Origin of the sequence: Streptomyces sp. NPDC049970, assembly GCF_040660235.1 — a bacterium.
Lineage (GTDB): Bacteria > Actinomycetota > Actinomycetes > Streptomycetales > Streptomycetaceae > Streptomyces.
On the sequence record NZ_JBFALP010000004.1, the window covers coordinates 256344 to 282971 of the forward strand.

The window sequence follows — 26628 nt, forward strand, 5'->3', positions numbered from 1 at the left end:
GGGGCGGTGCGGGCCCGTTCTGTTCTGAGAGGATTCGCAGGTGAGTGACGAGGCAGAGCCCGGTCGCGTACGGGTACGGCTGGACCTTTCGTACGACGGCAAGGACTTCTCCGGCTGGGCGAAGCAGACCAGCAGGCGGACCGTGCAGGGCGAGATCGAGGACGCGCTGCGGACCGTGACCCGGTCGTCGGTGACGTACGACCTGACGGTCGCCGGACGCACGGACGCCGGGGTGCACGCGCGCGGTCAGGTGGCGCACGTCGACCTGCCGGCCGAGGTGTGGGAGGAGCACCGGGAGAAGCTGCTGCGGCGCATGGCGGGGCGGCTGCCGCCCGATGTGCGGATCTGGCGGGCCGCCGAGGCCCCACCGGGGTTCAACGCGCGCTTCTCCGCGCTGTGGCGCCGCTACGCCTACCGCGTCGCGGACCGGCCGGGCGGGGTCGACCCGCTCACCCGCGGCCATGTGCTGTGGCACGACCGGCCGCTGGACGCGGACGCCATGAACGAGGCGGCGGCGCCGATGGTGGGGGAGCGGGACTTCGCGGCGTACTGCAAGAAGCGCGAGGGCGCCACGACCATCCGTACGCTGCAGAGGTTCCACTGGGTACGGGACGCCGATTCGGGTGTGCTGACGGCGACGGTGCGGGCCGACGCGTTCTGCCACAACATGGTCCGGGCCCTCATCGGCGCCGCACTGTTCGTCGGGGACGGGCGCCGCCCCGCGGAGTGGCCGTCCGAGGTGCTGGCGGCGAAGGTGCGGGACCCCGCCGTGCACGTGGTCCGGCCGCACGGGCTGACGCTGGAGGAAGTGGCGTATCCGGAGGACGGGCTGCTCGCGGCCCGGGCGGTGGAGGCGCGGAACGTCAGGACGCTGCCGGGGGCCGGCTGCTGCTGACCGGCCGGCGGCGTACGGCGCGCACCAGCCTGAGCGCGAAGTGGACCGCGAGGGCGCTGGACACGGACGAGCGGAACCAGCCGATGTCCGGGGTCCACCAGGCGAAGGCCGCGGCGGCGGTGAAGAACAGCAGGCCGGCGGTGCGCAGTACCCACCAGCCGACCGGGTGCGGTTCGTCCGGGGCGGGCGCCTCCGGGTGCACGCCGTCCTTCGTGGCGATGGTGTCCCGCATCCCCGCGATGAACCCCCGCCTGGCCAGCACCCTGGCGCCCGGCAGGGCGGTGAGGGCCTCGCGCTCGGTGCCGTATCCAGGGGGGAGCGGCGGGAGGCCGAGGGCCGCGACGAGTTCGCCCTGGTGGCGGGCGGGGTCGCCGGTGGCCCGCAGGATGTGGGCCAGCGGGCGCGGGTCGGCCAGCCCGTAGACGCGGGCGAGCGCCGAGGCCGTCGCGGTCGCGCTCATGTGGTCGGCGGCGGGTGCGGCCGTCTCCCAGGCGTGGCCGGTCACCGCTTTCCCCCGGTGCAGGAGCGTGAAGCTGCTGCGTTCCGGGGTGCGGTGCAGGAGCAGGGCCGGCCAGTCCTCGCCCGTGGTGAAGTTGTCGGCGGCCGAGGTGAGCGGATCGTGGGGCAGCAGGGCCACCCGCTTCGCACGCACCGGGTCCGGGACGATCTCGACGTACGTGTGACGGCTGCCGGCCGGTGCCGTGCGCAGGCTGTGGCCGCAGAGCAGGGCGGCCTGGGCGACCTCGGTGGGGCCGGTGGAGACGATGGCGACCGACCGGGGCGCGAGTTCGTGCTCCCAGTCCGGTGTGCCCGTGGCCGGCGGGCCGGGGGAGCGGCGGAAGAAGGGCACCTTCATGGCGAGCTCGATCCGTGTGTCGGAGCGGGCCTCCAGGAACTCCTCCCGTGCCTCGCCGAAATAGGTCCAGGGGAGGGTGGTGACGTGCACTCCCACACTGCGGAAGGCCGCGAGGGCCTCCTCGTAGCGGTTCATCGACCACAGGACCAGGGCGAGGTGGTTGCGGAAGCCGGCCGCCTCCCGGTCTCCCGGCGCGTAGCTGTCCGACAGGGCCTGGGCCCGGGTCACCGCCGCCTCGGCGCGCGGGGTGTACGGGTCGGTGGCGCGCAGTTCCTCGTCGGCGACGAGGAACTCCACGACCGCCTGGAGCGGCAGCGCGTGGAGCCGGGAGCCGGGCGGCGCCTGGTCGGCCGCGCGCTCCGCGAAGGCGAACATCTCCTCGTGGGAGCCGTACCACTTGTCGCAGAGGTACTGGAGCGCCTGGACGTGGCAGCCCTCGTGGTGCGGGTCGCGCTCGTTCGCCTCGGCCAGGTAGGAGTCGAAGACCGCGCGCGGCGCCTGGATGCCGCGGGCCTGGGTCAGCGCGACGCGCCAGGGGACCGGGTCGTCGGGATTGAGCTCGGCGGCGGCGGAGATCACCGGCACGGCGTCCCGCAGCACCGCGTGGAACGCCCGGAACTGGTCGGCCTCGACGTGCCTGGCCCGGGCCCCCGTGCGTATCTGCCAGGCCTGGTGGACGTACTGGTCGGCCTTGACCAGGACGGCGTCCGGGTTCTCCGGGAACTCCTCCAGCCAGCTGTCCAGCCAGCCGGGATGGTGCAGCGAGGCCCGCGCGAGCCGGGACACGCAGGTGTCCCGGTGCTCCCACTGGGCGTGGCGGCGGGTGGAGGCGAGCAGTTCCGCGGCCGGACCGTGGTCACCGGCGGCGGCGGCCGCGAGCGCCTGCCGGAGCGAGGGGTCGGGTGCGTCGAGCACCATGGCCTCGTCCGGCGGCAGGTCGGCTCCTATGGCGTCGCTGTGGCGCAGGACGCGCGGGATGCTGAGGAGGGAGGTCAGACGCACGGCGGCGGGTCCTCGGTGCGGGGAGGGGTACGGGGCTGGTGCGTGGCGGAGCGGACCTGTCAGGTGGCGGGCGCGGCCGCCGCCGACGACGCCTGGACGTCTCCGCGGTGGCGGATCTGGCGGAACGTGAAGTCGGTCAGGTCGTCGCCGACCGCGTACACGTTCTTGTCCGCCGTGGTGACGTTCTTCCCGCTGGTGAAGCCGCCGACCGTGAAGTAGGCGTACCGGCCGTAGGAGTTGGCGGTGCGCCGGCAGACGGATCCGCCGCGGCAGAAGGTGGGTACGCCCGCGCCGCTGAGCGAGGCGATGCCGCCGGACGCCTGCCGGGCCGCCTTCCCGGCCTCCGCCTCGGTGCCGAAGACGGCGACTCCGACGGTGACCGCGGCCCCGTTCCTGGTGTACGTCGCACGGATGACCTGGTCGCAGCCGTTGGCGGCGAGGATCGACCCGAGGGCGCCCTGGGTGGTGGCGGCGCAGCTCGTCGTCCGGGCGGTGGCGCCCTTGACGTAGGCGCGGTCGCCCATGGTCAGTCTCCTGCCGGGGAAGAAGGCGTCGACGGTGACCGGTGCCTTGTCCTTCCTCTCGTCGGCTATGAACTCCTTCGGGTCCGGCGGGGGCGGCGGGGCCACCGAGGAGAAGGAGGGCCGCGGCTCGGAGCTCTGCGAGGGCAGGTCCGCCGGTGCCGGGAGCCCGCTCGCGTTCTTGTCCGACCCGGACGAGCCGCCCTTGCCGTCGGTCGTGATGACGGCCGTGGCCACGATCGCGGCGACGACCGCGGTGGCCAGTGCCCCACCGCCGACCAGCAGCCACCTCCTGCGCCTGCCCCGCGACGCGGACGCCTCCGCGAGTGCCGCCCAGTCCGGAGTCCGGCTCTCTCCCGGCCCCCAGGAGGGCCCCCCTTGCCCAAAGCTCATGCGGCGAATCCTAGACCGCCCCTAATCCGGTTGGGCCAACGGTTCTCGGGCCGTGACAATGCTGTGCATGGGACATCTTGAAGCGGGCCACCTGGAGTACTACCTACCGGACGGGCGGGTGCTGCTCGGCGACGCCTCGTTCCGGGTGGCCGACGGCGCCGTCGTCGCCCTCGTCGGAGCGAACGGGGCCGGCAAGACGACACTCCTGAAACTGCTCGCCGGGGAGATCCAGCCGCACGGCGGTTCGGTGTCGGTGAGCGGCGGGCTCGGCGTGATGGCCCAGTTCGTGGGCTCCGTGCGCGACGGGCGCACCGTCCGCGACCTGCTGGTGTCCGTGGCCCAGCCGCGGATCAGGGCGGCGGCGCAGGCCGTCGACGCCGCCGAGGAACGCATCTACGGTGGCCCCTCCCACGCCGTTCAGGCCGTGGGGGAGGTGGACGACGAGGCCGCGCAGATGGCGTACGCGCAGGCCCTGAGCGACTGGGCCGAGGTGCGCGGGTACGAGGCGGAGACGCTGTGGGACATGTGCACCACGGCCGCGCTCGGCGTGCCGTACGAGAAGGCGCAGTGGCGCGAGGTGCGCACGCTCAGCGGGGGCGAGCAGAAACGCCTGGTCCTGGAGGCGCTGCTGCGGGGCCCGGACGAGGTGCTGCTCCTGGACGAGCCGGACAACTATCTGGACGTGCCCGGCAAGCGGTGGCTGGAGGAGAAGCTCAAGGAGACCCGCAAGACGGTGCTCTTCGTCTCGCACGACCGGGAGCTGCTCTCCCGGGCCGCCCAGAAGATCGTGAGTGTGGAGCCGGGCCCGGCCGGCTCGGACGTCTGGGTGCACGGCGGCGGATTCGGTACGTACCACGAGGCCCGCAAGGAACGCTTCGCGCGCTTCGAGGAGCTCCTGCGTCGCTGGGAGGAGGAGCACGCCCGGCTGAAGGCGCTCGTCCTGCGGATGCGGCAGCAGGCGGCGAACAGCCCCGACATGGCGAACCGCTACCACGCGATGCAGACCCGCTTCAAGAAGTTCGAGGACGCGGGACCTCCGCCCGAGCCGCCCCGTGAGCAGGACATCAGGATGCGCCTGCGCGGGGGGAGGACCGGCGTACGGGCGGTGACCTGTACGAACCTCGAACTGACCGGCCTGATGAAGCCGTTCGACCTGGAGATCTACTACGGGGAGCGGGTGGCGGTCCTCGGCTCCAACGGTTCGGGCAAGTCGCACTTCCTGCGGCTGCTGGCCGGGGAGCCGGTGGCGCACACCGGTGAGTGGAAGCTCGGGGCGCGCGTCGTGCCCGGACACTTCGCGCAGACGCACGCCCATCCGGAGCTGCTGGGCAAGACGCTCGTCGAGATCCTGTGGGCGGAGCACTCCAGGGACCGCGGCGGCGCGATGTCGGTGCTGCGGCGCTACGAGCTGGAGCGGCAGGGGGACCAGGCCTTCGAGAGGCTGTCCGGCGGGCAGCAGGCACGGTTCCAGATCCTGCTCCTGGAGCTGGCCGGCACGACCGCGCTGCTGCTGGACGAGCCGACGGACAACCTGGACCTGGAGTCGGCCGAGGCCCTTCAGGACGGTCTCGAGGTGTACGACGGGACGGTGATGGCCGTCACGCACGACCGATGGTTCGCGAAGTCCTTCGACCGGTATCTGGTCTTCGGCTCGGACGGGGTGGTGCGGGAGTCCGCGGAACCGGTCTGGGACGAGCGCAGGGTCCGGCGGGAGCGGTAGGGCGGCGCGTTTTGACCCGTCCGGGGAGGGGCGGGTACTGTCGGGGGTTGTTACGTATCGGCTTCGTCGTTCTCACACGAAGGGCCCATACGTAGGTTCTCTGGAGCAGTTTCCAGTGGCTCGCATACGGGCTCCGTTCCCGGCACTGTGGGCCCCAGCTGCATGATCGCTTCAGAGGTGTCATGTGTCTGGACCTCATCCACTGAAGAAGCGAAGGCTACGAAGTGCGTACGTACAGCCCCAAGCCCGGCGATGTCACTCGCCAGTGGCACATCATCGACGCCGAGGACATCGTCCTGGGCCGTCTGGCCACCACGGCTGCGAACCTCCTCCGAGGCAAGCACAAGGCGATCTACGCCCCCCACATGGACATGGGCGACTTCGTCATCATCATCAACGCCGAGAAGGTCCACCTCTCCGGCAACAAGAAGACCCAGAAGATGGCGTACCGCCACTCCGGTTTCCCGGGCGGTCTGCGTTCGGTGCGTTACGACGAGCTGCTCGCCAAGAACCCGGAGAAGGCCGTCGAGAAGGCCATCAAGGGCATGATCCCCAAGAACACCCTGGGTCGTCAGATGATCTCGAAGCTGAAGGTCTACGCGGGTGACCAGCACCCGCACGCTGCGCAGCAGCCGGTGCCGTTCGAGATCACCCAGGTCGCGCAGTAGTTCCGGCCTCCCCCCTAAGACGTACAGAAAGATCTGAGGAGAATCGTGGCCGAGACCACTGTTGAGACGACCGCCGAGGACGTGGCGAGCACCGAGGGCGAGGAGACCTTCGCCGAGGTGACCACCTTCGAGTCCGAGGTCCCCGTCGAGGGCGAGTACACCTCCGAGTCGCTCGCGGGCCGCTTCGGCGACCCGCAGCCCGCGGCCGGCCTTGGCCGTCGCAAGAACGCCATCGCCCGTGTCCGGATCGTTCCGGGCACCGGCAAGTGGAAGATCAACGGTCGCACCCTTGAGGACTACTTCCCCAACAAGGTGCACCAGCAGGAAGTCAACGAGCCCTTCAAGGTGCTCGAGCTCGACGGCCGCTACGACGTCATCGCCCGCATCTCGGGTGGCGGCGTCTCCGGTCAGGCCGGTGCCCTGCGCCTCGGCGTGGCCCGCGCGCTGAACGAGGCGGACGTGGACAACAACCGCGCCACGCTGAAGAAGGCCGGCTTCCTCTCCCGCGACGACCGTGCGGTCGAGCGCAAGAAGGCCGGTCTCAAGAAGGCCCGTAAGGCCCCGCAGTACAGCAAGCGCTAAACCGCCTGCTCATCCGCGTTACACGTTCGCCCCGGCGGCACACCTCGTGCTGCCGGGGCGTTCGTTTATCGGCCCTCGCGGGCGTATAACGGCTTAAGACGTTCATACGTCAATAGGGCTGGCGGCATGGCCGCGCATGAGCCGCGCTCTTTCCGTGCCTTGCATCGCTTTGCCCTGTTTTGTTTACTTTGGTTTTGTGGTTTCGGAGCACTTTCGGAGGACACCAGTGGGACGACTCTTCGGCACGGACGGCGTGCGCGGTGTAGCCAACGCGGACCTGACAGCCGAGCTCGCGCTCGGGCTCTCGGTCGCGGCGGCGCACGTACTGGCCGAGGCGGGAACCTTCCAGGGGCATCGGCCGACCGCCGTCGTGGGCCGGGACCCCCGCGCCTCCGGAGAGTTCCTCGAGGCCGCCGTCGTGGCGGGTCTGGCCAGCGCGGGCGTGGACGTGCTGCGGGTCGGCGTGCTGCCCACTCCCGCCGTGGCCTACCTCACCGGATCGCTCGGGGCCGACATCGGTGTCATGCTCTCCGCCAGTCACAACGCCATGCCGGACAACGGCATCAAGTTCTTCGCCCGCGGCGGCCACAAGCTCGCCGACGAGCTGGAGGACCGCATCGAGACGGTCTACGACCAGCACCGCACGGGCGAGCCCTGGGCCCGCCCGACCGGCGGCGGAGTGGGCAGGGTCACCGACTACACGGAGGGCTTCGACCGTTACGTCGCCCACCTCATCGGCGTACTCCCCAACCGGCTCGACGGGCTGAAGGTCGTCCTGGACGAGGCCCACGGCGCAGCCGCCCGCGTCTCGCCCGAGGCGTTCGCCCGCGCCGGGGCAGAAGTAGTCACCATCGGTGCCGAACCCGACGGTCTGAACATCAACGACGGCTGCGGCTCCACCCACCTCGGCCTCCTGCGGACCGCCGTCGTCGAGCACGGCGCCGACCTCGGCATCGCGCACGACGGCGACGCCGACCGCTGCCTGGCCGTGGACGCGGCGGGCGAGGAGATCGACGGCGACCAGATCCTGGCCGTGCTCGCCCTCGCCATGCGCGAGGCCGGCCACCTGCGCAAGGACACCGTCGTCGGTACGGTCATGTCGAACCTCGGCTTCAAGATGGCGATGGAGCGCGAGGGCATCCGACTGGTCCAGACCGCCGTCGGTGACCGCTACGTCCTGGAGTCGATGAAGGCCGAGGGCTTCGCGCTGGGCGGCGAGCAGTCCGGCCACGTCATCGTCCTGGACCACGCGACGACGGGTGACGGCACGCTGACCGGGCTGATGCTCGCGGCCCGGATCGCCGCGACCGGACGCTCGCTCGCCGACCTGGCCGGTGTGATGCGGCGCCTCCCGCAGGTGCTCGTCAACGTCCCGGACGTCGACAAGTCCCGCGTGGACACCTCGGCCGAGCTCGCCGCCGCGGTGACCGAGGCCGAGCGGGAGCTGGGCGACACCGGGCGGGTGCTCCTGCGCAAGTCGGGCACCGAGCCGCTCGTACGGGTCATGGTCGAGGCCGCCGACCTCGAACAGGCGCGTGCGGTCGCGGGGCGGCTGGCCGACGTGGTGAAGTCCGCGCTCGGCTGACGGATCCTCAACTCACGGACGGACCCTGCCGCACGGCCGGGTCCGTCCGGCGTTGTACGGCCCACAGTGCCCGCTGGACCAGCAGTGTGAGAGTGCCGGCGAGCAGGATGCCGCCCAGGTTGGCCAGCAGCTGCGCCGACGACCCATATGTCTGCTTGAGGTCCAGATAGCTGGCGGCGACGGCGGCGTTGGCGGCGGCGGGCACCGTGGTCACCGAGATCGCCACCCCGATCAGCGCCCCGGACTTCGCCGAGGTCAGCGACAGGGTCCCCGCGATGCCCGCGAGGAGTGCGACCACGAAGGACATCCAGTCCGGGTGCCAGATGAATCCGGTGTTCGGCCTCTCCGCCTTGACCATCTCCTCGGTGAACAGCCCGAGCGCGTCCATCAGCCAGGCGAACCCCGCCGTGAGCGCCATCGCCGCCACGAAGCCGCCGATCAGTGCCCACAGCGACCTGGCCACCAGTGACGGCGCGCGCTGCACCAGCGCCGTCGAGATGCCGGCGAGGGGGCCGAACTCCGGTCCCACCGCCATCGCCCCCACGATCAGGACCGCGTTGTCCAGCATCACGCCGCAGGCGGCCAGCATCGTCGCGAGGGAGAGGAAGGCGACGTAGGTGACGCTGAACGTCGACTCCTCGTGCGTCACCTCCGTCAGCTCTTCCCAGAGCACCGCGTCCGCGCCCTCGCCCGGCGCGGCCCGCTCCGCCTCGTCGGCGCGCCTGGACAGTGTCAGGTCCATGTTCTCGACGGTGATGGAGCCGACGTCGTCGATGCCCAGCTTCCGCAGCTCGCCGATCAGTTCGTCACCGGCCTCCCGCGCCACGTCGCACAGGACGACGTCGCCCGCCGGGTTGCGTGCGGCTCCGGTCAGCACCGCGAGATGGGCGGTGCCCACGGTCCCCTCCAGCAACCTGACCACCTCGTCGGTGCGTTCGGCGGGCACGATGAGGCGCAGATGCAGCACGGTGCACCCTTTCGGTGATCAGAGTTTGCGCAGCGAGAGCCGCTGGACCTTGTGGTCCGGGCCCTTGCGCAGCACCAGGGTGGCACGGCCCCGGGTGGGTGCCACGTTCTCCAGCAGGTTGGGCTTGTTGATGGTCCGCCACATGGTGCGGGCGTAGTCCAGCGCCTCCGCCTCGGAGACCTGCGTGTACTTGCGGAAGTACGAGAACGGGTTCTGGAACGCCGTCTCGCGCAGCCTCCGGAAGCGGTGCAGGTACCAGTTCTCGATGTCCTCGGCCTTCGCGTCCACGTACACGCTGAAGTCGAAGTAGTCGGCGAGCCCGACCCTGGTCCGGCCGTCCTTCCCGGGCAGCGCGGGCTGAAGGACGTTCAGCCCCTCGACGATCAGGATGTCGGGGCGGCGCACGGTGAGCCGCTCGCCCGGCACGATGTCGTAGATCAGGTGGGAGTAGACGGGGGCCGTGACCTCGTCCTTGCCGGCCTTGATGTCGGCGACGAAGCGGGTCAGCGCCCGCCGGTCGTACGACTCCGGGAAGCCCTTGCGCGACATCAGGCCACGGGACTCCAGCTCCTTCATCGGGAGCAGGAAGCCGTCCGTCGTCACCAGTTCCACCCTGGGGTGCTCCGGCCAGCGGGCCAGCAGCGCCTGCAGGATGCGGGCGCTGGTGGACTTGCCGACGGCGACACTGCCGGCGACCCCGATGACGAAGGGGGTGCCGCGCTGCTCCCCGTGCCCGTTGCCCGCGTCGCCCAGGAAGGTGTTCAGCGCTCCGCGCAGACCGGAGGTCGCCTGCACGTAGAGGTTGAGCAGCCGGGAGAGCGGCAGGTAGACGTCGCGCACCTCGTCGAGGTCGATGACGTCGCCGAGGCCCCTCAGCCTCTCCACCTCCTCGGCGGTCAGCGGCAGCGGGGTCTTGTCACGTAGGGCGCTCCACTCCGCCCGGGTCAGGTCGACGTAGGGCGTCGGCGCGTGCTCGGTGCGGCGGGTGCTCCGTGCGGACGAGGTGATCACGTGCTCATTGTCGCGGGAGTTCGAACACTGTGGGGGGTGGGGTCGGTCACGTGGCCGAGCCGGGGGTGGCCGGGACGCCGCCCGCGCCCGGGGAGCGCGCCCGGGGACGCCTACTGCTGTCCTCCGCCACCGCGCGGCCTTATGGTGCCGATATGTGCGGAATCGTGGGTTACGTCGGGACGCAGTCGGCGCAGGACGTCGTCGTCGCGGGGCTGAAGCGGCTGGAGTACCGGGGGTACGACTCCGCCGGGGTCGCCGTCCTCTCGGACGGAGGGCTGGCCTCCGCGAAGAAGGCGGGCAAGCTCCTCAACCTGGAGAAGGAGCTGAAGGACCGGCCGCTGCCGGCCGGGAACACCGGGATCGGGCACACCCGTTGGGCCACGCACGGCGGGCCCACCGACGTGAACGCCCACCCGCATCTCGACAACACGGGCCGGGTCGCGGTCGTGCACAACGGGATCATCGAGAACTTCGCGGCACTGCGTGAGGAGTTGGCCGGGCGGGGCCACGGCCTCGCCTCCGAGACCGACACCGAGGTGGTGGCCCACCTGCTGGCCGAGGCGTACTCCTCGTGCGGCGACCTGGCCGAGGCGATGCGCCAGGTGTGCCGACGGCTGGAGGGCGCCTTCACCCTGGTCGCCGTGCACGCGGACGAGCCCGACGCGGTGGTCGGGGCCCGGCGGAACTCGCCACTCGTCGTGGGCGTGGGCGAGGGCGAGGTCTTCCTGGCCTCCGACGTCGCCGCCTTCATCGCGCACACCAGGTCGGCGATCGAGCTGGGCCAGGACCAGGTGGTCGAGCTGCGCGGGGACGGCGTCACCGTCACCGGCTTCGACGGCCGGCCCGCGGAGGTGCGCGAGTACCACGTGGACTGGGACGCGTCCGCCGCCGAGAAGGGCGGGTACGCCTCCTTCATGCTCAAGGAGATCGCCGACCAGCCCAAGGCGGTCGCCGACACCCTCCTCGGCCGGATCGACGGTGCGGGCACGCTCCACCTCGACGAGGTGCGCATCCCGCCCGGTGTGCTGCGGGAGGTCGACAAGGTCGTCGTCGTGGCCTGCGGGACCGCCTTCCACGCCGGGATGATCGCCAAGTACGCCATCGAGCACTGGACCAGGCTGCCCTGCGAGACGGAGCTCGCCAGCGAGTTCCGCTACCGCGACCCGATCCTGGACCCGCGCACCCTCGTCGTCGCGATCTCCCAGTCGGGCGAGACGATGGACACCCTGATGGCGGTCCGGCACGCCCGTGAGCAGGGCGCGAAGGTCCTGGCCATCTGCAACACGAACGGGTCGACCATCCCGAGGGAGTCGGACGCCGTCCTCTACACCCACGCCGGGCCCGAGGTCGCCGTCGCCTCCACCAAGGCGTTCCTGACGCAGCTCGTCGCCTGCTACCTCGTCGCGCTCTACCTCGGCCAGGTGCGCGGCACCAAGTGGGGCGACGAGATCCGCACCGTCGTACGCCAGCTCTCGGAGATGTCCGCGGCCGTCGACCGGGTGCTGGGGACCATGGAGCCGGTACGGGAACTCGCCCGTTCGCTGGCCGCCCACGACACCGTGCTCTTCGTGGGCCGGCACGTGGCCTACCCGGTCGCCCTGGAGGGTGCGCTGAAGCTCAAGGAACTGGCGTACATGCACGCCGAGGGCTTCGCCGCGGGGGAGCTCAAGCACGGTCCGATCGCACTCGTCGAGGAGGGGCTGCCGGTCGTCGTGATCGTGCCGTCCCCGCGAGGCCGCTCGGTGCTGCACGACAAGATCGTGTCGAACATCCAGGAGATCAGGGCCCGTGGCGCCCGTACCGTCGTCATCGCCGAGGAGGGGGACGAGGAGGTCGTGCCGTACGCCGACCACCTCATCCGCATCCCGGCTACGCCTACGCTGCTCCAGCCACTGGTCGCCACGGTGCCGTTGCAGGTGTTCGCCTGCGAGCTGGCGACCGCCCGGGGCAACGAGGTGGACCAGCCGCGCAACCTGGCGAAGTCCGTGACAGTCGAGTGAGTGAGTGAGCGCGTGATCATTGGGGTCGGGATCGATGTGGCGGAGATCGAACGCTTCGGCGCGGCGCTGGAGCGCACGCCGCAGCTGGCCGAGCGGCTCTTCCTGGAGCGGGAGTTGCTGCTGCCCGGAGGGGAACGCCGGGGGACCGCCTCGCTGGCGGCCAGGTTCGCCGCGAAGGAGGCCCTGGCCAAGGCGCTGGGCGCACCGGGCGGACTGCTCTGGACCGACGCCGAGGTGTGCGTCGAGGACAGCGGCCGACCCCGGCTGGAGGTGCGGGGAACCGTCGCGGCGCGGGCGGCCGAGCTCGGCGTACGCGCCTGGCACGTGTCGCTCAGCCACGACGCGGGGGTGGCGTCGGCGGTGGTGATCGCGGAGGGTTGAGCGTATGCGACATGCGTACGGCGTCGAGACGGTACGGGCGGCCGAGAAGGCCCTGATGGCGAGACTGCCGCCGGGCACGCTCATGAGGCGCGCCGCCGCCGGGCTCGCCGTGGCCTGCGGCGACCTCCTCCGGCGCAGCGGGCGGGTCTACGGATCCCGGGTACTGCTCCTCGTCGGCAGCGGCGACAACGGCGGCGACACGCTGTACGCCGGAGCCCGGCTGGCCGCGCGCGGGGCCGGCGTACGGGCCGTCCTGACCTCGCCGGACAAGGTCCACCGGGCCGCGCTCGCCGCCCTGCTGGCCGCGGGCGGGCAGGTCGTCGACGGCGCCGACCCGGGCGGGTTCGGCCGTGTCGACCTGGTCGTCGACGGCATCACCGGAATCGGGGGCCGCGGCGGCCTGCGTCCCGGGGCGGCCGAGCTGGTGCACGCGGTCACCCGGGGCCGCACACCCGTACTCGCCGTGGACCTGCCGAGCGGTGTCGAGGCGGACACCGGGCAGGTGCTCGGAGCGGCCGTACGGGCGGACGCGACGGTCACCTTCGGCGCGTACAAGCCGGGGCTGCTCATCGATCCGGCCGCCGAACACGCGGGGGCGCTGCGCCTCGTGGACATCGGCCTGGCGACGGAACTGCCCGCACGGCCGGACCTGGAGGCCCTGCAGTACGCCGACGTCGCCGCCCTCCTGCCCGTGCCCGACGCCGAGAGCGACAAGTACCGGCGCGGGGTCGTCGGGGTGGCCGCCGGGTCGGAGCGGTATCCGGGCGCGGCGGTGCTCGCGGTCGCGGGGGCGCTGCGCGGCGGCGCGGGAGCCGTGCGGTACGCGGGCCCGGGTGCCGAGGCCGTGATCGCACGCTTCCCGGAGGCATTGGTGCACCCCGGGCGGCCGTCGGAGGCCGGGCGGGTCCAGGCATGGGTCGTCGGGCCGGGGCTCGGCGACTCCTCGGCCGCCGCCGCAGCCGTGTCCGACGTGCTGGCGGCGGACGTCCCGGTGCTGGTCGACGCGGACGGGCTGCGACTGATGGACGCCGGGGCCGTCCGCGCGAGGACCGCCGGCACCGTCCTCACCCCGCACGCCGGTGAGGCAGCCGCGCTGCTCGGTGTGGGACGCGAGGAGGTCGAGGCCTCACGGCTCGCCGCCGTGAGGGAACTGGCCGCCCGCTACGGTGCCACGGTGCTCCTGAAGGGCTCCACGACCCTCGTCGCCGAGGCGGGGGACACGCCGGTGCGGGTCAACCCGACCGGCACGCCCTGGCTCGCCACGGCGGGCAGCGGCGATGTGCTGTCCGGGCTGACCGGCTCACTGCTCGCCGCCGGCCTCGCGCCCCGCGACGCCGCCTCCGTGGGCGCCTATCTGCACGGGCTCGCGGCGCGCCGGGCCTCGGACGGCTCACCGGTCGCCGCGCAGGACGTCGCGGACGCCGTCCCGGCCGCGTGGCGGGACGTACGGACCTGATCCGGGCTTGTGGAGCGGTGCGGGCTCCCGGTCACCTTCCGGACCGCCGGGAGCCCTGACCAGCCGGATCCCGGTCCCCGCCGGCCGCCTGGAGCGCGCCCTCGGGCACCGGTGACCGCCCCACCGGGCACAGGAGGTCGAGGGCACAGGCGTACGGCTCTGAGAGACTGGGCGCGATGAACGAGACAGCGACCCTGAGAGCCCGTGCCGAGATCGACCTCGCCGCACTCCGCGCCAACGTGCGCGAACTGCGCGCGCGGGCGTCCGGGGCGCAGCTCATGGCCGTGGTGAAGTCCGACGCGTACGGGCACGGGGCGGTGCCCTGCGCCAGGGCGGCGATCCAGGCCGGCGCCGCGTGGCTGGGAACCGCCACCCCCCAGGAGGCGCTCGCGCTGCGGGCGGCCGGGATCGGCGGCCGGATGATGTGCTGGCTGTGGACGCCGGGCGGCCCCTGGCGCGAGGCGGTCGAGGCCGGCATCGACGTCTCGCTGAGCGGGATGTGGGCGCTCGACGAGGTCGTCGCCGCGGCCACGGAGGCGGGGGTGCCCGCCAGGGTCCAGCTCAAGGCCGACACGGGCCTGGGACGCAACGGCTGCCAGCCCGCCGACTGGCCGCAGCTCGTCTCGGCGGCCCGCGAGGCCGAGGCCGCGGGCATCCTGCGCGTCACCGGCCTGTGGTCGCACTTCGCGTGCGCCGACGAGCCGGGACACCCGTCGATCGCCGCCCAGCTGAACGTCTTCCGCGACATGGTGGCCTACGGCGAGAAGGAGGGCGTCAGGCCCGAGGTGCGGCACATCGCCAACTCTCCGGCGACGCTCACGGTGCCCGAGTCGCACTTCGACCTCGTACGCACCGGGATCGCGATGTACGGCATCTCGCCCAGCCCCGAGCTGGGCACGCCGGCCGACTTCGGGCTGCGCCCGGTCATGACGCTCGCGGCCTCCGTCGCCCTGGTCAAGCAGGTGCCCCCGGGCCACGGCATCAGCTACGGGCACCACTACACGACCTCCGCCGAGACGACTCTGGCCCTGGTACCTGTCGGCTACGCGGACGGCATCCCGCGGCACGCCTCGGGCCGCGGTCCCGTCCTCGTCGGAGGCGCGGTCCGCAGGATCGCCGGCCGTGTCGCCATGGACCAGTTCGTGGTCGACCTGGAGGGCGACAGGCTCGAAGCGGGCGCGGAGGCGGTGCTGTTCGGACCGGGGGACCGCGGCGAGCCGAGCGCGGAGGACTGGGCGGTGGCGGCGGACACGATCGCGTACGAGATCGTCACGCGCATCGGGACGCGCGTCCCGCGCGTCCATCTCCACGAGGACTCCGGCCGGGCCTGATACCCCGGCCCGGTGCGACGACAACGACGACGAAGGAGCACGGCACGGTGAGCGAGACCAGCGCGGGGGACGTGGTGACGACGGCGGCCGTCGCGGCGGCCGGCTGGCGCCGGGCGGGCGTGGCCGGGGCGGCGATAGGCGTCATCGCCGCGGGCGCGGCCGCCGGTGTCGCCGTCGAACGGCTCACGGTGGGCCGGGGCATGCGCAAGAAGGCCCGCCTGGCGCTGGACGCGTCCGGACCGTACGGCTCGCTGCGCGGGCTGCCGGGCCGGGCGGTCGCCGACGACGGCACCGAGCTGTACTACGAGGTCGACGAGACCGAACCGGACGCGGGGAAGGGCCGCGCCGGCGCGAGTGCCCCCGCGGGCTCCGGGTCGCGCCGCCGCAGGCTCTTCGGCCGCAAGGACCCCGCGGCCGTCACCGTCGTCTTCAGCCACGGCTACTGCCTGGGCCAGGACTCCTGGCACTTCCAGCGGGCGGCGCTGCGCGGACTGGTCCGCACGGTCCACTGGGACCAGCGCAGCCACGGCCGCTCCGAGCGCGGCCGGGCCCAGGCCCAGGGCGTACCGGTGGGCATCGACCAGCTCGGCCGCGACCTCAAGGCGGTCATCGACGCGGCGGCGCCCGAAGGCCCGCTGGTGCTGGTCGGGCACTCGATGGGGGGCATGACGATAATGGCGCTCGCCGACCGGTACCCGGAGCTGATCCGCGACCGGGTGGCGGCGGTGGCCTTCGTCGGGACGTCGAGCGGCAAGCTCGGCGAGGTGAACTTCGGTCTGCCGGTGGCGGGCGTGAACGCGGTGCGCCGGGTGCTGCCCGGGGTGCTGAAGGCGCTCGGCTCGCAGGCGGAGCTGGTGGAGCGCGGCAGGCGGGCCACCGCCGACCTGTTCGCCGGGCTGATCAAGCGCTACTCGTTCGGTTCGCGGGACGTGGACCCGGCGGTCGCCCGCTTCGCCGAGCGGCTCATCGAGTCGACCCCGATCGACGTGGTCGCCGAGTTCTACCCGGCGTTCACCGAGCACGACAAGAGCGGGGCGCTGCCCGCGTTCAGCACTCTCCCGGTGCTGATCCTGGCCGGCGACAAGGACCTGGTCACGCCCAGTTCGCACAGCGAGGCCATCGCGGACCGGCTCCCGGACGCGGAACTCGTCATCGTGCCGGACGCCGGTCACCTGGTGATGCTGGAGCACCCGGAGACGGTCACCGACCGGCTCGCGGACCTGCTGGTACGCATCGGAGCGGTACCGGCCGAGACGCGCTGATCCTCTAACGTTGGTCGGCATGGAAGCAGCGCACAACTGCCCGGCGACCGGCACCGCCGCACCGGGCACCGTCACCCTGGCTCTCGCCGTCGAGTCCCCCGAAGAGATGAAGGATCTCGGCCGCCGGATCGCCGGTGTGCTGGCCCCCGGCGACCTGGTGATGCTCACCGGCGAGCTCGGCGCGGGCAAGACCACCCTGACCCGGGGCCTCGGCGAGGGGCTCGGGGTGCGCGGTGCCGTCACCTCGCCGACCTTCGTGATCGCGCGGGTCCATCCGCCGCTGGGCGCCGGTCCCGCGCTGGTCCACGTCGACGCGTACCGCCTGGGCGGCGGCCTCGACGAGATGGAGGACCTGGACCTCGACGTGTCGTTGCCGGAGTCGGTGATCGTCGTGGAGTGGGGCGACGGCAAGGTCGAGGAGCTGGCCGACGACCGGCTGCGCGTGGTGATCGACCGCGCGGTCGGCGACACGGACGACGAACGCCGCACGGTGACCCTGGTGGGGATCGGGGCGCGCTGGGCGAGGCTGGCCGAGGAGCTGGCGGTGCTCTGAGCGAGGTGTTCGGCCGGCCCGCCGAGCTGTCCCGTACCAGGGGTTTCCCAACACTTTCCGACAGGCCGTCGGTAAAATGTTGCGCGGGAGAGGCCCGTCGTGGTCACATGGGGTACAGGGACTGGTTAGGTGTGCCTAACCAGGTCTCTCACCGAGGCCCGAGGAGGCATCCATGCCGGCACCCGAGCGCGAAGTGCAGCCGCAGTCGCCGCAGCAGGAGACACCGCCGGTCTCCGCGGTGTCGATGAAGGACCTGCTGGCCTCCTGCGCCGCCGCGACGGCGGTCTCGACGCCGCCCCGCGACGAGGACGAGGACGACGAGCGGTCGCGGCCCGCCGAAGGCCTGGACGCGGCGTAGGGCGGGCGCGCGAGGCAACCGACGGACAGTCCGCCGGGAGCACGGGTCGGTCGGCGCTACTACGGCACTACGGGGCTGCGGGGCTACGGGACTACGACGACCTTCGCGCCGACCGTCGCGAACGTCCACATCGCGTTCCCGTCGGCCCGCTTCATGCGCACCCCGCCGGTCTTCAACGTGGGGTCGGGGCTCTTCATCGAGTCGTCCTGCGCGGCGCTGAAGCCCACGGACACGTCGTCCACGTTCGCGAAGCGCACCACGTGCTCGATCAGGACGCCGTCCGAACCCTTGATGGTGCCGGAGCGTGAAGTGACCGCGTACACGCCGGGCAGCGGATTCACGGAACTCGGCATCACGGTGAACGTCCTGAGCCGCTTCTCGTTGCCGTCCACGATCCAGACGCGGCGCTCCTTGAGCGCGTACACGACACGGTTGCCGGTGTCCGAGTCCTCGGGGACCGCGAGCGGGTCCTTCGCGGGCTTCGGCTTCGCGGAGGGGGTCGCGGCCGGTCCTGAAGCGCTCGCCGAGGGGGCGGCGACGGAGTCGGGCGCGTTCGCCGACGCCTGGTAGGCGAGGAAACAGACCGCGGCCACTGCCGCGGCGGTGAGCCCGGCCACGATTCCCGAGCTGCCCCGTGCCACCGTGAGGTCCCCTTTCACATGCCGTTCGTCGCATGTCGTACAAGCATTTACGTCGTACACGCGGGTACCCGGGCGACGGTACCAGCAGCGGAGGGGCAGACCGGGACGTCGAACGGGCTGCCATGGCCGCGTCGGCGGAGCCGTAGGCTGTTTGTGTGCTGCTGCTCGCCATGGATACCGCCACCCCCGCCGTCACCGTCGCCCTCCACGACGGGGCCTCCGTCGTCGCCGAGACCGGCCAGGTCGACGCCCGGAGGCACGGGGAACTCCTGCTTCCCGCCGTCCACCGGGTCCTCGCCGAGGCCGGGGTGACACTGGACGCCGTCACCGACGTGGCCGTCGGCGTCGGCCCCGGCCCGTACACCGGGCTGCGCGTCGGCCTGGTCACCGCGGCGACGTTCGGGTCCGCCCTGTCGGTGCCGGTGCACGGCCTGTGCACACTCGACGCCCTCGCGTACGCCTCCGGGCTCGAAGGCCCCTTCGCCGTCGCGACGGACGCGCGCCGCAAGGAGGTGTACTGGGCCCGCTACGAGGACGCCCGTACGCGGGCCGGCGAGCCCGGGGTCGACCGCCCCGCCGACATCGCCGACGGGCTCGCGGGCCTGCCGGTGGCCGGCGCCGGGGCCCTGCTCTACCCCGAGGCCTTCCCGGACGCCCGCGGCCCCGAGCACGTCTCCGCCGGTGCGCTCGCCTCCCTGGCCGTCGAGCGCCTGGCCGCCGGGTCCGGACTGCTGCCGCCGCAGCCGCTGTACCTCCGCAGGCCCGACGCCCAGGTCCCGAAGAACTACAAGGTGGTCACCCCGAAGTGACCACCGCGACCGCTGTGCTCCGCGAGATGCGCTGGTGGGACATCGACCAGGTGCTGGAGCTGGAGCTGGAGCTGTTCCCGGACGACGCGTGGTCGGCCGGCATGTTCTGGTCCGAGCTGGCCCGGACCCGCGGGCCCAGGGCCACCCACCGCTACGTCGTCGCCGAGGACCCCGCCGACGGCCGGATCGTCGGCTACGCGGGCCTCGCGTCGGCCGGCGACCTCGCCGACGTCCAGACGATCGCCGTGAGCCGGGGCCAGTGGGGCGGCGGCCTGGGCTCCGAGCTCCTGACCGACCTCCTCCGGCACGCCACGGCCTTCGAGTGCGCCGCGGTGCTCCTGGAGGTACGGGTCGACAACACCCGCGCGCAGAAGCTCTACGAACGCTTCGGCTTCGAACCCATCGGCTTCCGCCGGGGTTACTACCAGCCGGGGAACATCGACGCACTCGTCATGCGGCTGACCGTACAAGGAACTGAGACAGACTGATGGCTGACGAACCGCTCGTACTCGGTATCGAGACCTCCTGCGACGAGACCGGCGTGGGCATCGTGCGGGGGACCACGCTCCTCGCCGACGCCGTCGCGTCCAGCGTCGACACGCACGCCCGCTTCGGCGGTGTCGTGCCGGAGATCGCGTCCCGCGCCCACCTGGAGGCGATGGTCCCCACCATCGAGCGCGCCCTGAAGGAAGCCGGGATCGGCGCCCGCGACCTCGACGGCATCGCGGTCACGGCCGGCCCCGGGCTCGCCGGGGCACTGCTCGTGGGGGTCTCCGCCGCCAAGGCGTACGCGTACGCCCTGAACAAGCCGCTGTACGGGGTGAACCACCTCGCCTCGCACATCTGCGTCGACCAGCTGGAGCACGGCCCGCTGCCCGAGCCCACGATGGCGCTGCTGGTCAGCGGCGGGCACTCCTCGCTGCTGCTGGCCCCGGACATCACCAACGACGTACGGCCGCTCGGCGCGACCATCGACGACGCGGCGGGCGAGGCCTTCGACAAGATCGCCCGGGTGCTGGACCTCGGCTTCCCCGGCGGTCCTGTCATCGACCGGCTGGCCAGGGAGGGGGACCCGAAGGCGATCGCGTTCCCGCGCGGTCTGAGCGGCTCGCGCGACCCCGCGTACGACTTCTCCTTCTCCGGGCTCAAGACGTCCGTGGCGCGCTGGATCGAGGCGAAGCGCGCGGCGGGCGAGGAGGTTCCCGTGCGGGACGTGGCCGCGTCCTTCCAGGAGGCCGTCGTGGACGTCCTCACCCGCAAGGCCGTCCGGGCCTGCAAGGACGAGGGCGTGGACCACCTGATGATCGGCGGCGGCGTCGCGGCCAACTCGCGGCTCCGGGCGCTCGCCGAGGAGCGGTGCCAGAAGGCCGGGATCCGGCTGCGGGTTCCCAGGCCCGGACTCTGCACGGACAACGGCGCGATGGTCGCGGCGCTCGGCGCGGAGATGGTGGCCCGCAACCGCCCGGTGTCGGACCTGGACCTCTCGGCCGACTCCTCGCTTCCCGTCACGGAGCCCCATGTGCCGGGGGTCCACGGCCACGGTCACGACCACGTGCACGAGATCAGCAAGGACAACCTCTACTCATGACCGTGGCCCTGATGTGGGAGGCCCGTGCGGCACAGGGCCGGGGCGCGGAGCTGCTGGAGTGGGCCGCGGCCAGGGTCGGTGAACTGGCGCCGGCGCGCAGCGAGCTGCTGCGCGCCCCGCAGGACCGGGTGCTCGTCCTGACCTGGTGGGACGCGGGGTACGACGACGAACTGCCGGAGCTCCCCGAACCCGATGCCGGCCTGATCACCCGCCCGGTGCACCGCTGGCGCTTCGAGTCGCTGGGGCCGGCGGGCGGCTGAGCCGCCGGTCGGGCGACGAAACTCCCGCACGTCCGGGCAGGGCGCGTGTCCCGATGAGTTCCGGGCCCCGCCGCGGTCTACCTTGCACGGCGTCCTGCGACGCACCGCACCGTGTGAGGGAGAGAGACCATGCAGAAGATCAAGCCCTGTCTGTGGTTCGACGGCAAGGCCAAGGAGGCCGCGGAGTTCTACGTCTCCGTCTTCGGCGGCGACTCGCGCATCGTCGACGTCTCGTACTACACCGAGGCTTCCCCGGGTGAGCCCGGCACCGTGCTGACGGTCGACTTCGTGCTCGCCGGCCAGGAGTACACCGCCCTCAACGGCGGTCCCCAGTTCACCTTCAGCGAGGCGATCTCGCTGAGCGTCGACTGCGCGGACCAGGAGGAGGTCGACACGCTCTGGTCGAAGCTCACCGAGGGCGGCGAGGAGAGCATGTGCGGGTGGCTGAAGGACAGGTACGGCCTGTCCTGGCAGATCGTCCCGCGCGCCCTGCACGAGGTGCTCGCCGACCCCGACAAGGCCAGGGCGGAGCGCGCGATGAAGGCGATGCTGGGGATGCGCAAACTGGATGTCCAGGCTCTGCGGGACGCCTGACGGCCGCCCTCGGCCACGCCGTGCGCGGGCGGGCGAACGGGCGCACCCTTGTAGGAGGGAACGTCCGGGAGGTGACCGTCATGATGGAGACCACGGTCGGTTGGCATGTCGAGCTTGAGTTCGAGGAGGACACCCACCGCACCCGCGCGGCTGCTCTCGTAAGGCTCAGTGACGGGACCGAGGTCCGGGCCCACGGGTATGCCAGCCGCCACCCCTCCGACTCCGAGCAGCCGAGGGTCGGCGAGGAGATCGCCGGTGCCCGCGCGCTCAACGAACTCGCGATGAAGCTGCTCACCAAGGCGCACGACGAGATCGACGAGGCGTCCGGCCGTACGTCGTACCCACTGGCCTGACCCCGCCGCCGGACAGCGGGCGCGAATCGGTGCGGGCCGGGGGACGCGTGCCTGTGTGGCCTTTCCGGCCCGCGGCGCGGGCGGGCTGGCCCGCCTCGTGGCTCTCGTCATGGGCCTCGGCTTCAACGCCCGGATCTCCGGCCTCGCCGGCATCCTCGAGGTGTTCGCCCACCGCCGCTGGGTGCTGCGAGTACTCCTCCGGGCACCGGTCGCGCCGCTCGGCGCGGCCAACGGCTGATCAGGGCCGCTTCACCGGCTGCCCGACCAGCATCGTGGGGGCACCGGCCACCCGGGTCATGAAGACGGTGGCCGCGTGCGGTCCCTGGAGCTTCATCTTCCGGCGCAGTTCCTCCGGTTCGACCGGGGAGCCGCGCTTCTTGACGGTCAGTACGCCGACCCGACGTTCCCTCAGCAGCGCCTTGAGCCTCTTCATGTTGAAGGGGAGCTCGTCGGTGATCTCGTACGCGGTGGTGAAGTCGGACTCGTACGCGGTGTCGCTCGTGACGTAGGCGATCGTCTCGTCGACCAGCCTCCCCCCGCACCGCTCCACGATGTCGGCCACCAGATGGGCGCGGATGACGGCGCCGTCCGGCTCGTACAGATACCGGCCCACGGGGCCCACGGGCGGTGCCGGGAGCGGGGCGCCGGCCACCAGGGTCGCGCGCGAGGGGAGCAGCGTGGCCCGGAAGGCCCCGGGGGTGAAGCCCTCCCCGAACCAGAGCACGGCCTCCTTGACGTCTCCGCCGTCCGAGATCCACTCGGCCTCCGCGTGCGGTCCGATCGCCTCGTGCGGGACGCCGGGAGCGATCTTCAGCGCTGCCCTCGGTGCCCGCAGCGCCGCATCGGTCGCCCAGGACAGCGGCGGCGAATAGGCCTCGGGGTCGAAGATCCTGCCGCGTCCGCCGCGTCGCGCCGGGTCGACGAAGACCGCGTCGTACGCCGAGGTGTCGATCCCGGTGACGTCCGCGCACCGCACCTCGACCAGGTCCTGGAGGCCGAGCGCCTCGGCGTTCGCGCGGGCGACCGAGGCCGTGAGCGGGTCCCGGTCCACGGCGAGGACCGCGATGCCCGCACGGGCCATGGCGATCGCGTCGCCGCCGATGCCGCAGCACAGGTCGGCCACGCTGCGCACACCGCGCCCGGCGAGACGCTCGGCGCGGTACGTGGCCACGGAGGTGCGGGTCGCCTGCTCCACGCCGTGCGGGGTGAAGAACATGCGGAACGCGTCCTCCGCACCGAACTTCGCCACCGCGCGCTGCCGCAGCCGCGCCTGGCCGAGCGCCGCGGACACCAGGGCTGCGGGGTGGGCCCGGCGGAGCCTGGTGGCCGTGGCCAGCTCCTGCGCGGGGTCGTGGTCGCGCAGCTCGTCGAGGAGGGCCGCGCCCTGCGGGGTGCGCAGCGCGGCGAAGGAGGCGAGCGGCTCGGGCTGACCGGCGGGGGGGAGGGCGTTCACACGACCCATTGTGAGCCAGCCGGGGGACCCGGCCGGTCGCCCGGAGGTGTCGCGGGAGGCGGCCGGGGACCGGCTGGCAGGATGCGGCGCCATGCAACTAGTACGACAAAAAGAAAAATCCGCCATGAAGCGGTGCAGACCAGTCTGCGCGGTCCTGGCCGCCCTGCTGGTCGCCTCCGTCGCCTCGGGATGCGCCGACGGTGCGGACGGCGGGGCCGCGGACCACGGGAAGCCGGCCGCCGGGCAGCCGGGCGCCGCCGCCGCGCGGCCCGGCCCCGCCGCGGCCGCCGAGGCCCGCGCCGAGCGGCTGAAGAGGCAGCAGGCCGCCCGTGTCGCGGCCGCGAAGAAGTGGGGCCTGGCGAAACCCCCGCTGGCCGCCCCGGCGCCACCGGCCGAGAAGCCGCGCATCACCACCCGCGAGGGGTTCGAGGTGGAGGGCGGGGAGGCGCTGCCGCCGGTCTTCACCACCGTGCCCACCAAGGAGCGGATCGTCTTCCTGACGATGGACGACGGGGCGGAGAAGGACCCCGAACTCCTGCGCATGATGACGGAGTTGAAGATCCCCTACAGCGCCTTCCTCAGCGACTACGTGGTCAGCGACGACTACGGCTACTTCAAGGACATGCAGGCCCGGGGCGTCACCCTCAACAACCACACGCTCAACCACCGCTACCTCCCCGGGCTCTCGAAGGCCGAACAGCGGCGGGAGATCTGCGGCGAGCAGGACAAGATCGAGAAGTACTTCGGGAAGCGGCCCACCCTCTTCCGGCCGCCGTACGGCAACTACAACGGCGACACCCTCCGCGTGGCCGGCTCCTGCGGCATCAAGGCCGTTCCGCTGTGGGCGGCCGAGGCGTTCCCCGACCACATGGAGTGGCGCGAGTGGGACCAGGACCTGCATCCCGGCGACATCGTCCTCACCCACTTCCGCGGCCGCGAGGACTGGAAGGGGTCCATGGCCGACATGATCCGCCGCGTCATGAAGACGATCACCGACAAGGGCTACGCCGTGGCCAGGCTGGAGGACTACGTCTGACGGCGGTGCGGCCCGTACCGCCCGGCGGCGGTCGCGGAACACCGCGGAGGTCTCCCGCGTTCTCCGGGCGTACGGCGTCCCGCAGCGCCACGCGAGGGTGGTGAATTGGCACTCCGCTTGACCGAGTGCTAATCCCGGTCATAGTCTCTGTGCTGGCACTCACCGATGGAGAGTGCCAGCACAACCGCGCGACAGGACAGGTCCGGCACCCGCGACGACGGATCGGCCCGGTCGCCACCCCACAGACTGTTAAACCCCGTGAGATCTCCGAAGGGGGAGACCGGATCGTGTCGACCACCAGCTCCAAGGTTGCGATCAAGCCGCTCGAGGACCGCATTGTGGTCCAGCCGCTCGACGCTGAGCAGACCACGGCTTCCGGCCTGGTCATTCCGGACACCGCCAAGGAGAAGCCCCAGGAGGGCGTCGTCCTGGCCGTGGGCCCGGGCCGCTTCGAGAACGGCGAGCGCCTTCCGCTCGACGTCAAGACCGGCGACGTCGTCCTGTACAGCAAGTACGGCGGCACCGAGGTGAAGTACAACGGCGAGGAGTACCTCGTCCTCTCGGCGCGCGACGTTCTCGCGATCGTCGAGAAGTAGTTCACCCACGTTTGCTTCTGTTCTGCGCCCCTGGCCCCCTGCGAGATAACTAGCCGGGTGGTGAGGGGCGCAGTTCGTTCGAGAGGACAGCTCAGCCCATGGCGAAGATTCTGAAGTTCGACGAGGACGCCCGTCGCGCCCTTGAGCGCGGCGTCAACAAGCTTGCCGACACGGTGAAGGTGACGATCGGCCCGAAGGGCCGCAACGTCGTCATCGACAAGAAGTTCGGCGCCCCCACCATCACCAACGACGGTGTCACCATCGCGCGCGAGGTCGAGCTCGACGACCCGTACGAGAACCTCGGTGCCCAGCTGGTGAAGGAGGTGGCGACCAAGACCAACGACGTAGCCGGTGACGGCACCACCACCGCCACCGTGCTGGCCCAGGCCCTCGTCCGCGAAGGCCTGCGCAACGTTGCCGCGGGTGCCTCCCCGGCCGCCCTGAAGAAGGGCATCGACGCCGCCGTGAAGGCCGTGTCCGAGGAGCTCCTCGCGACCGCCCGCCCGATCGACGACAAGGCCGACATCGCCGCCGTGGCCGCGCTCTCCGCGCAGGACCCGCAGGTCGGCGAGCTCATCGCGGACGCGATGGACAAGGTCGGCAAGGACGGTGTCATCACCGTCGAGGAGTCCAACACCTTCGGTCTGGACCTCGAGTTCACCGAGGGCATGGCCTTCGACAAGGGTTACCTGTCCCCGTACATGGTGACCGACCAGGAGCGTATGGAGGCCGTCCTCGACGACCCGTACATCCTGATCCACCAGGGCAAGATCGGCTCCATCCAGGAGCTTCTCCCGCTGCTGGAGAAGGTCATCCAGGCCGGCGCCTCCAAGCCGCTCCTGATCATCGCCGAGGACGTCGAGGGCGAGGCGCTCTCCACCCTCGTCGTCAACAAGATCCGTGGCACCTTCAACGCCGTCGCGGTGAAGGCCCCGGGCTTCGGTGACCGCCGCAAGGCCATGCTCGGCGACATCGCCACCCTCACCGGTGCGACCGTCATCGCCGAGGAGGTCGGCCTCAAGCTCGACGGCGCCGGTCTCGAGGTGCTGGGTACCGCCCGCCGCGTCACCGTCTCCAAGGACGACACGACCATCGTCGACGGCGGCGGCGACTCCGCCGACGTCAAGGGCCGGGTCAACCAGATCAAGGCCGAGATCGAGTCCACGGACTCCGACTGGGACCGCGAGAAGCTCCAGGAGCGCCTCGCGAAGCTGGCCGGCGGCGTGTGCGTGATCCGTGTCGGTGCCGCCACCGAGGTGGAGCTCAAGGAGAAGAAGCACCGTCTGGAGGACGCCATCTCCGCGACCCGCGCCGCGGTCGAGGAGGGCATCGTCTCCGGTGGTGGCTCCGCTCTGGTCCACGCCGTCAAGGTCCTCGAGGGCAACCTCGGCAAGACCGGCGACGAGGCCACGGGTGTCGCGGTCGTGCGCCGCGCCGCCGTCGAGCCGCTCCGCTGGATCGCGGAGAACGCGGGCCTCGAGGGCTACGTCATCACCTCGAAGGTCTCCGAGCTCGACAAGGGTCAGGGCTTCAACGCCGCGACCGGCGAGTACGGCGACCTGGTGAAGGCCGGCGTCATCGACCCGGTCAAGGTCACCCGCTCCGCCCTGGAGAACGCCGCGTCCATCGCGTCGCTGCTGCTCACGACCGAGACCCTGGTCGTCGAGAAGCCGGCCGAGGAAGAGGCCGACGCCGGTCACGGCGGCCACGGCCACTCGCACTAGTACCTCCGGTACGCCGCCGAGGCCCGGTACCCC

The 26628-nt window shown here is 72.0% G+C and carries 28 protein-coding genes; 22 read left to right on the top strand and 6 right to left on the bottom strand.

What is annotated here, in order from left to right:
- The first annotated feature begins 40 nt into the window (after positions 1 to 40).
- Positions 41 to 895: a tRNA pseudouridine(38-40) synthase TruA gene (gene truA / locus AB0I83_RS09930; RefSeq protein ID WP_356532928.1), complete on the top strand. Its 855-nt coding sequence runs from the start codon at positions 41 to 43 to the stop codon at positions 893 to 895.
- On the opposite strand, the gene AB0I83_RS09935 is transcribed toward truA, so the two are convergent.
- Complete coding sequence (locus AB0I83_RS09935; RefSeq protein WP_363304229.1) at positions 864 to 2753, bottom strand: DUF4034 domain-containing protein; 1890 nt, start codon at positions 2751 to 2753, stop codon at positions 864 to 866. The two genes, truA and AB0I83_RS09935, sit on opposite strands and share 32 nt — an antisense overlap.
- 59 nt (positions 2754 to 2812) lie before the next feature.
- The gene (locus AB0I83_RS09940) at positions 2813 to 3667 is read right to left on the bottom strand and encodes a hypothetical protein (RefSeq protein WP_363304230.1); all 855 of its coding nucleotides are present in this window, start codon (positions 3665 to 3667) and stop codon (positions 2813 to 2815) included.
- A 58-nt stretch (positions 3668 to 3725) separates the two neighbouring features.
- Between AB0I83_RS09940 and AB0I83_RS09945 the strand changes: the two genes are divergently transcribed.
- The 4 genes from AB0I83_RS09945 (at position 3726) to glmM (ending at position 8222) form a co-directional block, all read left to right on the top strand.
- Entirely contained in the window at positions 3726 to 5387 is a 1662-nt protein-coding gene (locus tag AB0I83_RS09945; RefSeq protein ID WP_363304392.1) for an ATP-binding cassette domain-containing protein, read from the top strand.
- 224 nt (positions 5388 to 5611) lie between these two features.
- A complete protein-coding gene (gene rplM / locus AB0I83_RS09950; protein WP_024490227.1) occupies positions 5612 to 6055 on the top strand; it encodes a 50S ribosomal protein L13 in 444 nt (147 codons plus the stop codon).
- Positions 6056 to 6136: 81 nt separating this feature from the next.
- Positions 6137 to 6637 carry a 30S ribosomal protein S9 gene (gene rpsI, locus AB0I83_RS09955; RefSeq protein WP_356533073.1) on the top strand — a complete coding sequence of 167 codons (501 nt, stop codon included), beginning with the start codon at positions 6137 to 6139 and terminating at the stop codon, positions 6635 to 6637.
- A gap of 226 nt (positions 6638 to 6863) precedes the next feature.
- Positions 6864 to 8222 (top strand): phosphoglucosamine mutase, encoded by a 1359-nt coding sequence (gene glmM, locus AB0I83_RS09960; protein ID WP_356532922.1) that lies wholly within the window; start codon positions 6864 to 6866, stop codon positions 8220 to 8222.
- 7 nt (positions 8223 to 8229) lie between these two features.
- On the opposite strand, the gene AB0I83_RS09965 is transcribed toward glmM, so the two are convergent.
- Both AB0I83_RS09965 and coaA read right to left on the bottom strand, forming a co-directional pair.
- Positions 8230 to 9189, bottom strand: coding sequence for a DUF389 domain-containing protein (locus AB0I83_RS09965; protein ID WP_363304232.1), 960 nt, complete (start codon positions 9187 to 9189; stop codon positions 8230 to 8232).
- Positions 9190 to 9207: 18 nt separating this feature from the next.
- Entirely contained in the window at positions 9208 to 10200 is a 993-nt protein-coding gene (gene coaA / locus AB0I83_RS09970) for a type I pantothenate kinase (RefSeq protein ID WP_363304233.1), read from the bottom strand.
- A 152-nt stretch (positions 10201 to 10352) separates the two neighbouring features.
- Here coaA and glmS point away from each other — a divergent pair, with 152 nt between their 5' ends.
- From glmS to AB0I83_RS10005, 7 genes are all read left to right on the top strand, one after another.
- Positions 10353 to 12200 (top strand): glutamine--fructose-6-phosphate transaminase (isomerizing), encoded by a 1848-nt coding sequence (gene glmS / locus AB0I83_RS09975; protein WP_363304234.1) that lies wholly within the window; start codon positions 10353 to 10355, stop codon positions 12198 to 12200.
- A 12-nt stretch (positions 12201 to 12212) separates the two neighbouring features.
- On the top strand, positions 12213 to 12581 hold the full coding sequence (locus tag AB0I83_RS09980; RefSeq protein ID WP_356533072.1) for a holo-ACP synthase: 369 nt from the start codon (positions 12213 to 12215) through the stop codon (positions 12579 to 12581).
- Positions 12582 to 12585: 4 nt separating this feature from the next.
- On the top strand, positions 12586 to 14037 hold the full coding sequence (locus AB0I83_RS09985; protein WP_363304235.1) for an NAD(P)H-hydrate dehydratase: 1452 nt from the start codon (positions 12586 to 12588) through the stop codon (positions 14035 to 14037).
- 176 nt (positions 14038 to 14213) lie between these two features.
- Positions 14214 to 15368, top strand: coding sequence for an alanine racemase (gene alr, locus AB0I83_RS09990; protein ID WP_363304236.1), 1155 nt, complete (start codon positions 14214 to 14216; stop codon positions 15366 to 15368).
- Positions 15369 to 15415: 47 nt separating this feature from the next.
- Positions 15416 to 16630 (top strand): alpha/beta hydrolase, encoded by a 1215-nt coding sequence (locus AB0I83_RS09995; RefSeq protein WP_363304237.1) that lies wholly within the window; start codon positions 15416 to 15418, stop codon positions 16628 to 16630.
- Positions 16631 to 16649: 19 nt separating this feature from the next.
- The gene (tsaE, locus tag AB0I83_RS10000) at positions 16650 to 17183 is read left to right on the top strand and encodes a tRNA (adenosine(37)-N6)-threonylcarbamoyltransferase complex ATPase subunit type 1 TsaE (protein WP_363304238.1); all 534 of its coding nucleotides are present in this window, start codon (positions 16650 to 16652) and stop codon (positions 17181 to 17183) included.
- Between the two features lie 172 nt (positions 17184 to 17355).
- On the top strand, positions 17356 to 17541 hold the full coding sequence (locus AB0I83_RS10005; protein ID WP_356532909.1) for a hypothetical protein: 186 nt from the start codon (positions 17356 to 17358) through the stop codon (positions 17539 to 17541).
- An 83-nt stretch (positions 17542 to 17624) separates the two neighbouring features.
- On the opposite strand, the gene AB0I83_RS10010 is transcribed toward AB0I83_RS10005, so the two are convergent.
- Positions 17625 to 18182, bottom strand: a complete 558-nt coding sequence (locus AB0I83_RS10010; RefSeq protein WP_363304239.1) for a hypothetical protein — start codon at positions 18180 to 18182, stop codon at positions 17625 to 17627.
- A gap of 170 nt (positions 18183 to 18352) precedes the next feature.
- On the opposite strand from AB0I83_RS10010, the gene tsaB reads away from it, so the two are divergent.
- From tsaB to AB0I83_RS10045, 7 genes are all read left to right on the top strand, one after another.
- Complete coding sequence (tsaB, locus tag AB0I83_RS10015; RefSeq protein WP_356840213.1) at positions 18353 to 18991, top strand: tRNA (adenosine(37)-N6)-threonylcarbamoyltransferase complex dimerization subunit type 1 TsaB; 639 nt, start codon at positions 18353 to 18355, stop codon at positions 18989 to 18991.
- The gene (rimI, locus tag AB0I83_RS10020) at positions 18988 to 19479 is read left to right on the top strand and encodes a ribosomal protein S18-alanine N-acetyltransferase (RefSeq protein WP_363304241.1); all 492 of its coding nucleotides are present in this window, start codon (positions 18988 to 18990) and stop codon (positions 19477 to 19479) included. The genes tsaB and rimI overlap by 4 nt, the downstream gene beginning before the upstream one ends.
- Positions 19479 to 20579 (top strand): tRNA (adenosine(37)-N6)-threonylcarbamoyltransferase complex transferase subunit TsaD, encoded by a 1101-nt coding sequence (gene tsaD / locus AB0I83_RS10025; protein ID WP_356840134.1) that lies wholly within the window; start codon positions 19479 to 19481, stop codon positions 20577 to 20579. Before rimI ends, tsaD begins: the two co-directional genes overlap by 1 nt.
- A complete protein-coding gene (locus AB0I83_RS10030) occupies positions 20576 to 20839 on the top strand; it encodes a hypothetical protein (RefSeq protein WP_363304242.1) in 264 nt (87 codons plus the stop codon). Before tsaD ends, AB0I83_RS10030 begins: the two co-directional genes overlap by 4 nt.
- A gap of 129 nt (positions 20840 to 20968) precedes the next feature.
- Positions 20969 to 21433, top strand: a complete 465-nt coding sequence (locus tag AB0I83_RS10035) for a VOC family protein (protein WP_363304243.1) — start codon at positions 20969 to 20971, stop codon at positions 21431 to 21433.
- A gap of 80 nt (positions 21434 to 21513) precedes the next feature.
- Positions 21514 to 21786, top strand: coding sequence for a DUF1876 domain-containing protein (locus AB0I83_RS10040; protein WP_356532899.1), 273 nt, complete (start codon positions 21514 to 21516; stop codon positions 21784 to 21786).
- A gap of 55 nt (positions 21787 to 21841) precedes the next feature.
- Positions 21842 to 22024: a hypothetical protein gene (locus tag AB0I83_RS10045; protein ID WP_363304244.1), complete on the top strand. Its 183-nt coding sequence runs from the start codon at positions 21842 to 21844 to the stop codon at positions 22022 to 22024.
- Here the strand turns inward: AB0I83_RS10045 and AB0I83_RS10050 are convergent, their stop codons facing one another.
- A complete protein-coding gene (locus tag AB0I83_RS10050; RefSeq protein ID WP_363304245.1) occupies positions 22025 to 23248 on the bottom strand; it encodes a methyltransferase domain-containing protein in 1224 nt (407 codons plus the stop codon). It abuts the gene before it with no gap.
- 115 nt (positions 23249 to 23363) lie between these two features.
- Between AB0I83_RS10050 and AB0I83_RS10055 the strand changes: the two genes are divergently transcribed.
- The 3 genes from AB0I83_RS10055 (at position 23364) to groL (ending at position 26595) form a co-directional block, all read left to right on the top strand.
- Positions 23364 to 24275, top strand: coding sequence for a polysaccharide deacetylase family protein (locus AB0I83_RS10055; protein ID WP_363304246.1), 912 nt, complete (start codon positions 23364 to 23366; stop codon positions 24273 to 24275).
- Between the two features lie 287 nt (positions 24276 to 24562).
- On the top strand, positions 24563 to 24871 hold the full coding sequence (groES, locus tag AB0I83_RS10060) for a co-chaperone GroES (protein ID WP_003966899.1): 309 nt from the start codon (positions 24563 to 24565) through the stop codon (positions 24869 to 24871).
- A gap of 98 nt (positions 24872 to 24969) precedes the next feature.
- Complete coding sequence (gene groL / locus AB0I83_RS10065) at positions 24970 to 26595, top strand: chaperonin GroEL (protein ID WP_363304247.1); 1626 nt, start codon at positions 24970 to 24972, stop codon at positions 26593 to 26595.
- Positions 26596 to 26628 lie beyond the last annotated feature (33 nt).

Bases quoted from the DNA above. Each gene is read 5' to 3' on its own strand.
- AB0I83_RS09940 (WP_363304230.1), bottom strand. From the start codon at position 3,667: ATGAGCTTTGGGCAAGGGGGGCCCTCCTGGGGGCCGGGAGAGAGCCGG.
- AB0I83_RS09945 (WP_363304392.1), top strand. From the start codon at position 3,726: ATGCTGTGCATGGGACATCTTGAAGCGGGCCACCTGGAGTACTACCTA.
- glmS (WP_363304234.1), top strand. From the start codon at position 10,353: ATGTGCGGAATCGTGGGTTACGTCGGGACGCAGTCGGCGCAGGACGTC.
- AB0I83_RS09985 (WP_363304235.1), top strand. From the start codon at position 12,586: ATGCGACATGCGTACGGCGTCGAGACGGTACGGGCGGCCGAGAAGGCC.
- alr (WP_363304236.1), top strand. From the start codon at position 14,214: ATGAACGAGACAGCGACCCTGAGAGCCCGTGCCGAGATCGACCTCGCC.
- tsaE (WP_363304238.1), top strand. From the start codon at position 16,650: ATGGAAGCAGCGCACAACTGCCCGGCGACCGGCACCGCCGCACCGGGC.
- AB0I83_RS10005 (WP_356532909.1), top strand. From the start codon at position 17,356: ATGCCGGCACCCGAGCGCGAAGTGCAGCCGCAGTCGCCGCAGCAGGAG.
- tsaB (WP_356840213.1), top strand. From the start codon at position 18,353: ATGGATACCGCCACCCCCGCCGTCACCGTCGCCCTCCACGACGGGGCC.
- tsaD (WP_356840134.1), top strand. From the start codon at position 19,479: ATGGCTGACGAACCGCTCGTACTCGGTATCGAGACCTCCTGCGACGAG.
- AB0I83_RS10030 (WP_363304242.1), top strand. From the start codon at position 20,576: ATGACCGTGGCCCTGATGTGGGAGGCCCGTGCGGCACAGGGCCGGGGC.
- AB0I83_RS10035 (WP_363304243.1), top strand. From the start codon at position 20,969: ATGCAGAAGATCAAGCCCTGTCTGTGGTTCGACGGCAAGGCCAAGGAG.
- AB0I83_RS10040 (WP_356532899.1), top strand. From the start codon at position 21,514: ATGATGGAGACCACGGTCGGTTGGCATGTCGAGCTTGAGTTCGAGGAG.
- AB0I83_RS10050 (WP_363304245.1), bottom strand. From the start codon at position 23,248: ATGGGTCGTGTGAACGCCCTCCCCCCCGCCGGTCAGCCCGAGCCGCTC.
- AB0I83_RS10055 (WP_363304246.1), top strand. From the start codon at position 23,364: ATGAAGCGGTGCAGACCAGTCTGCGCGGTCCTGGCCGCCCTGCTGGTC.
- groL (WP_363304247.1), top strand. From the start codon at position 24,970: ATGGCGAAGATTCTGAAGTTCGACGAGGACGCCCGTCGCGCCCTTGAG.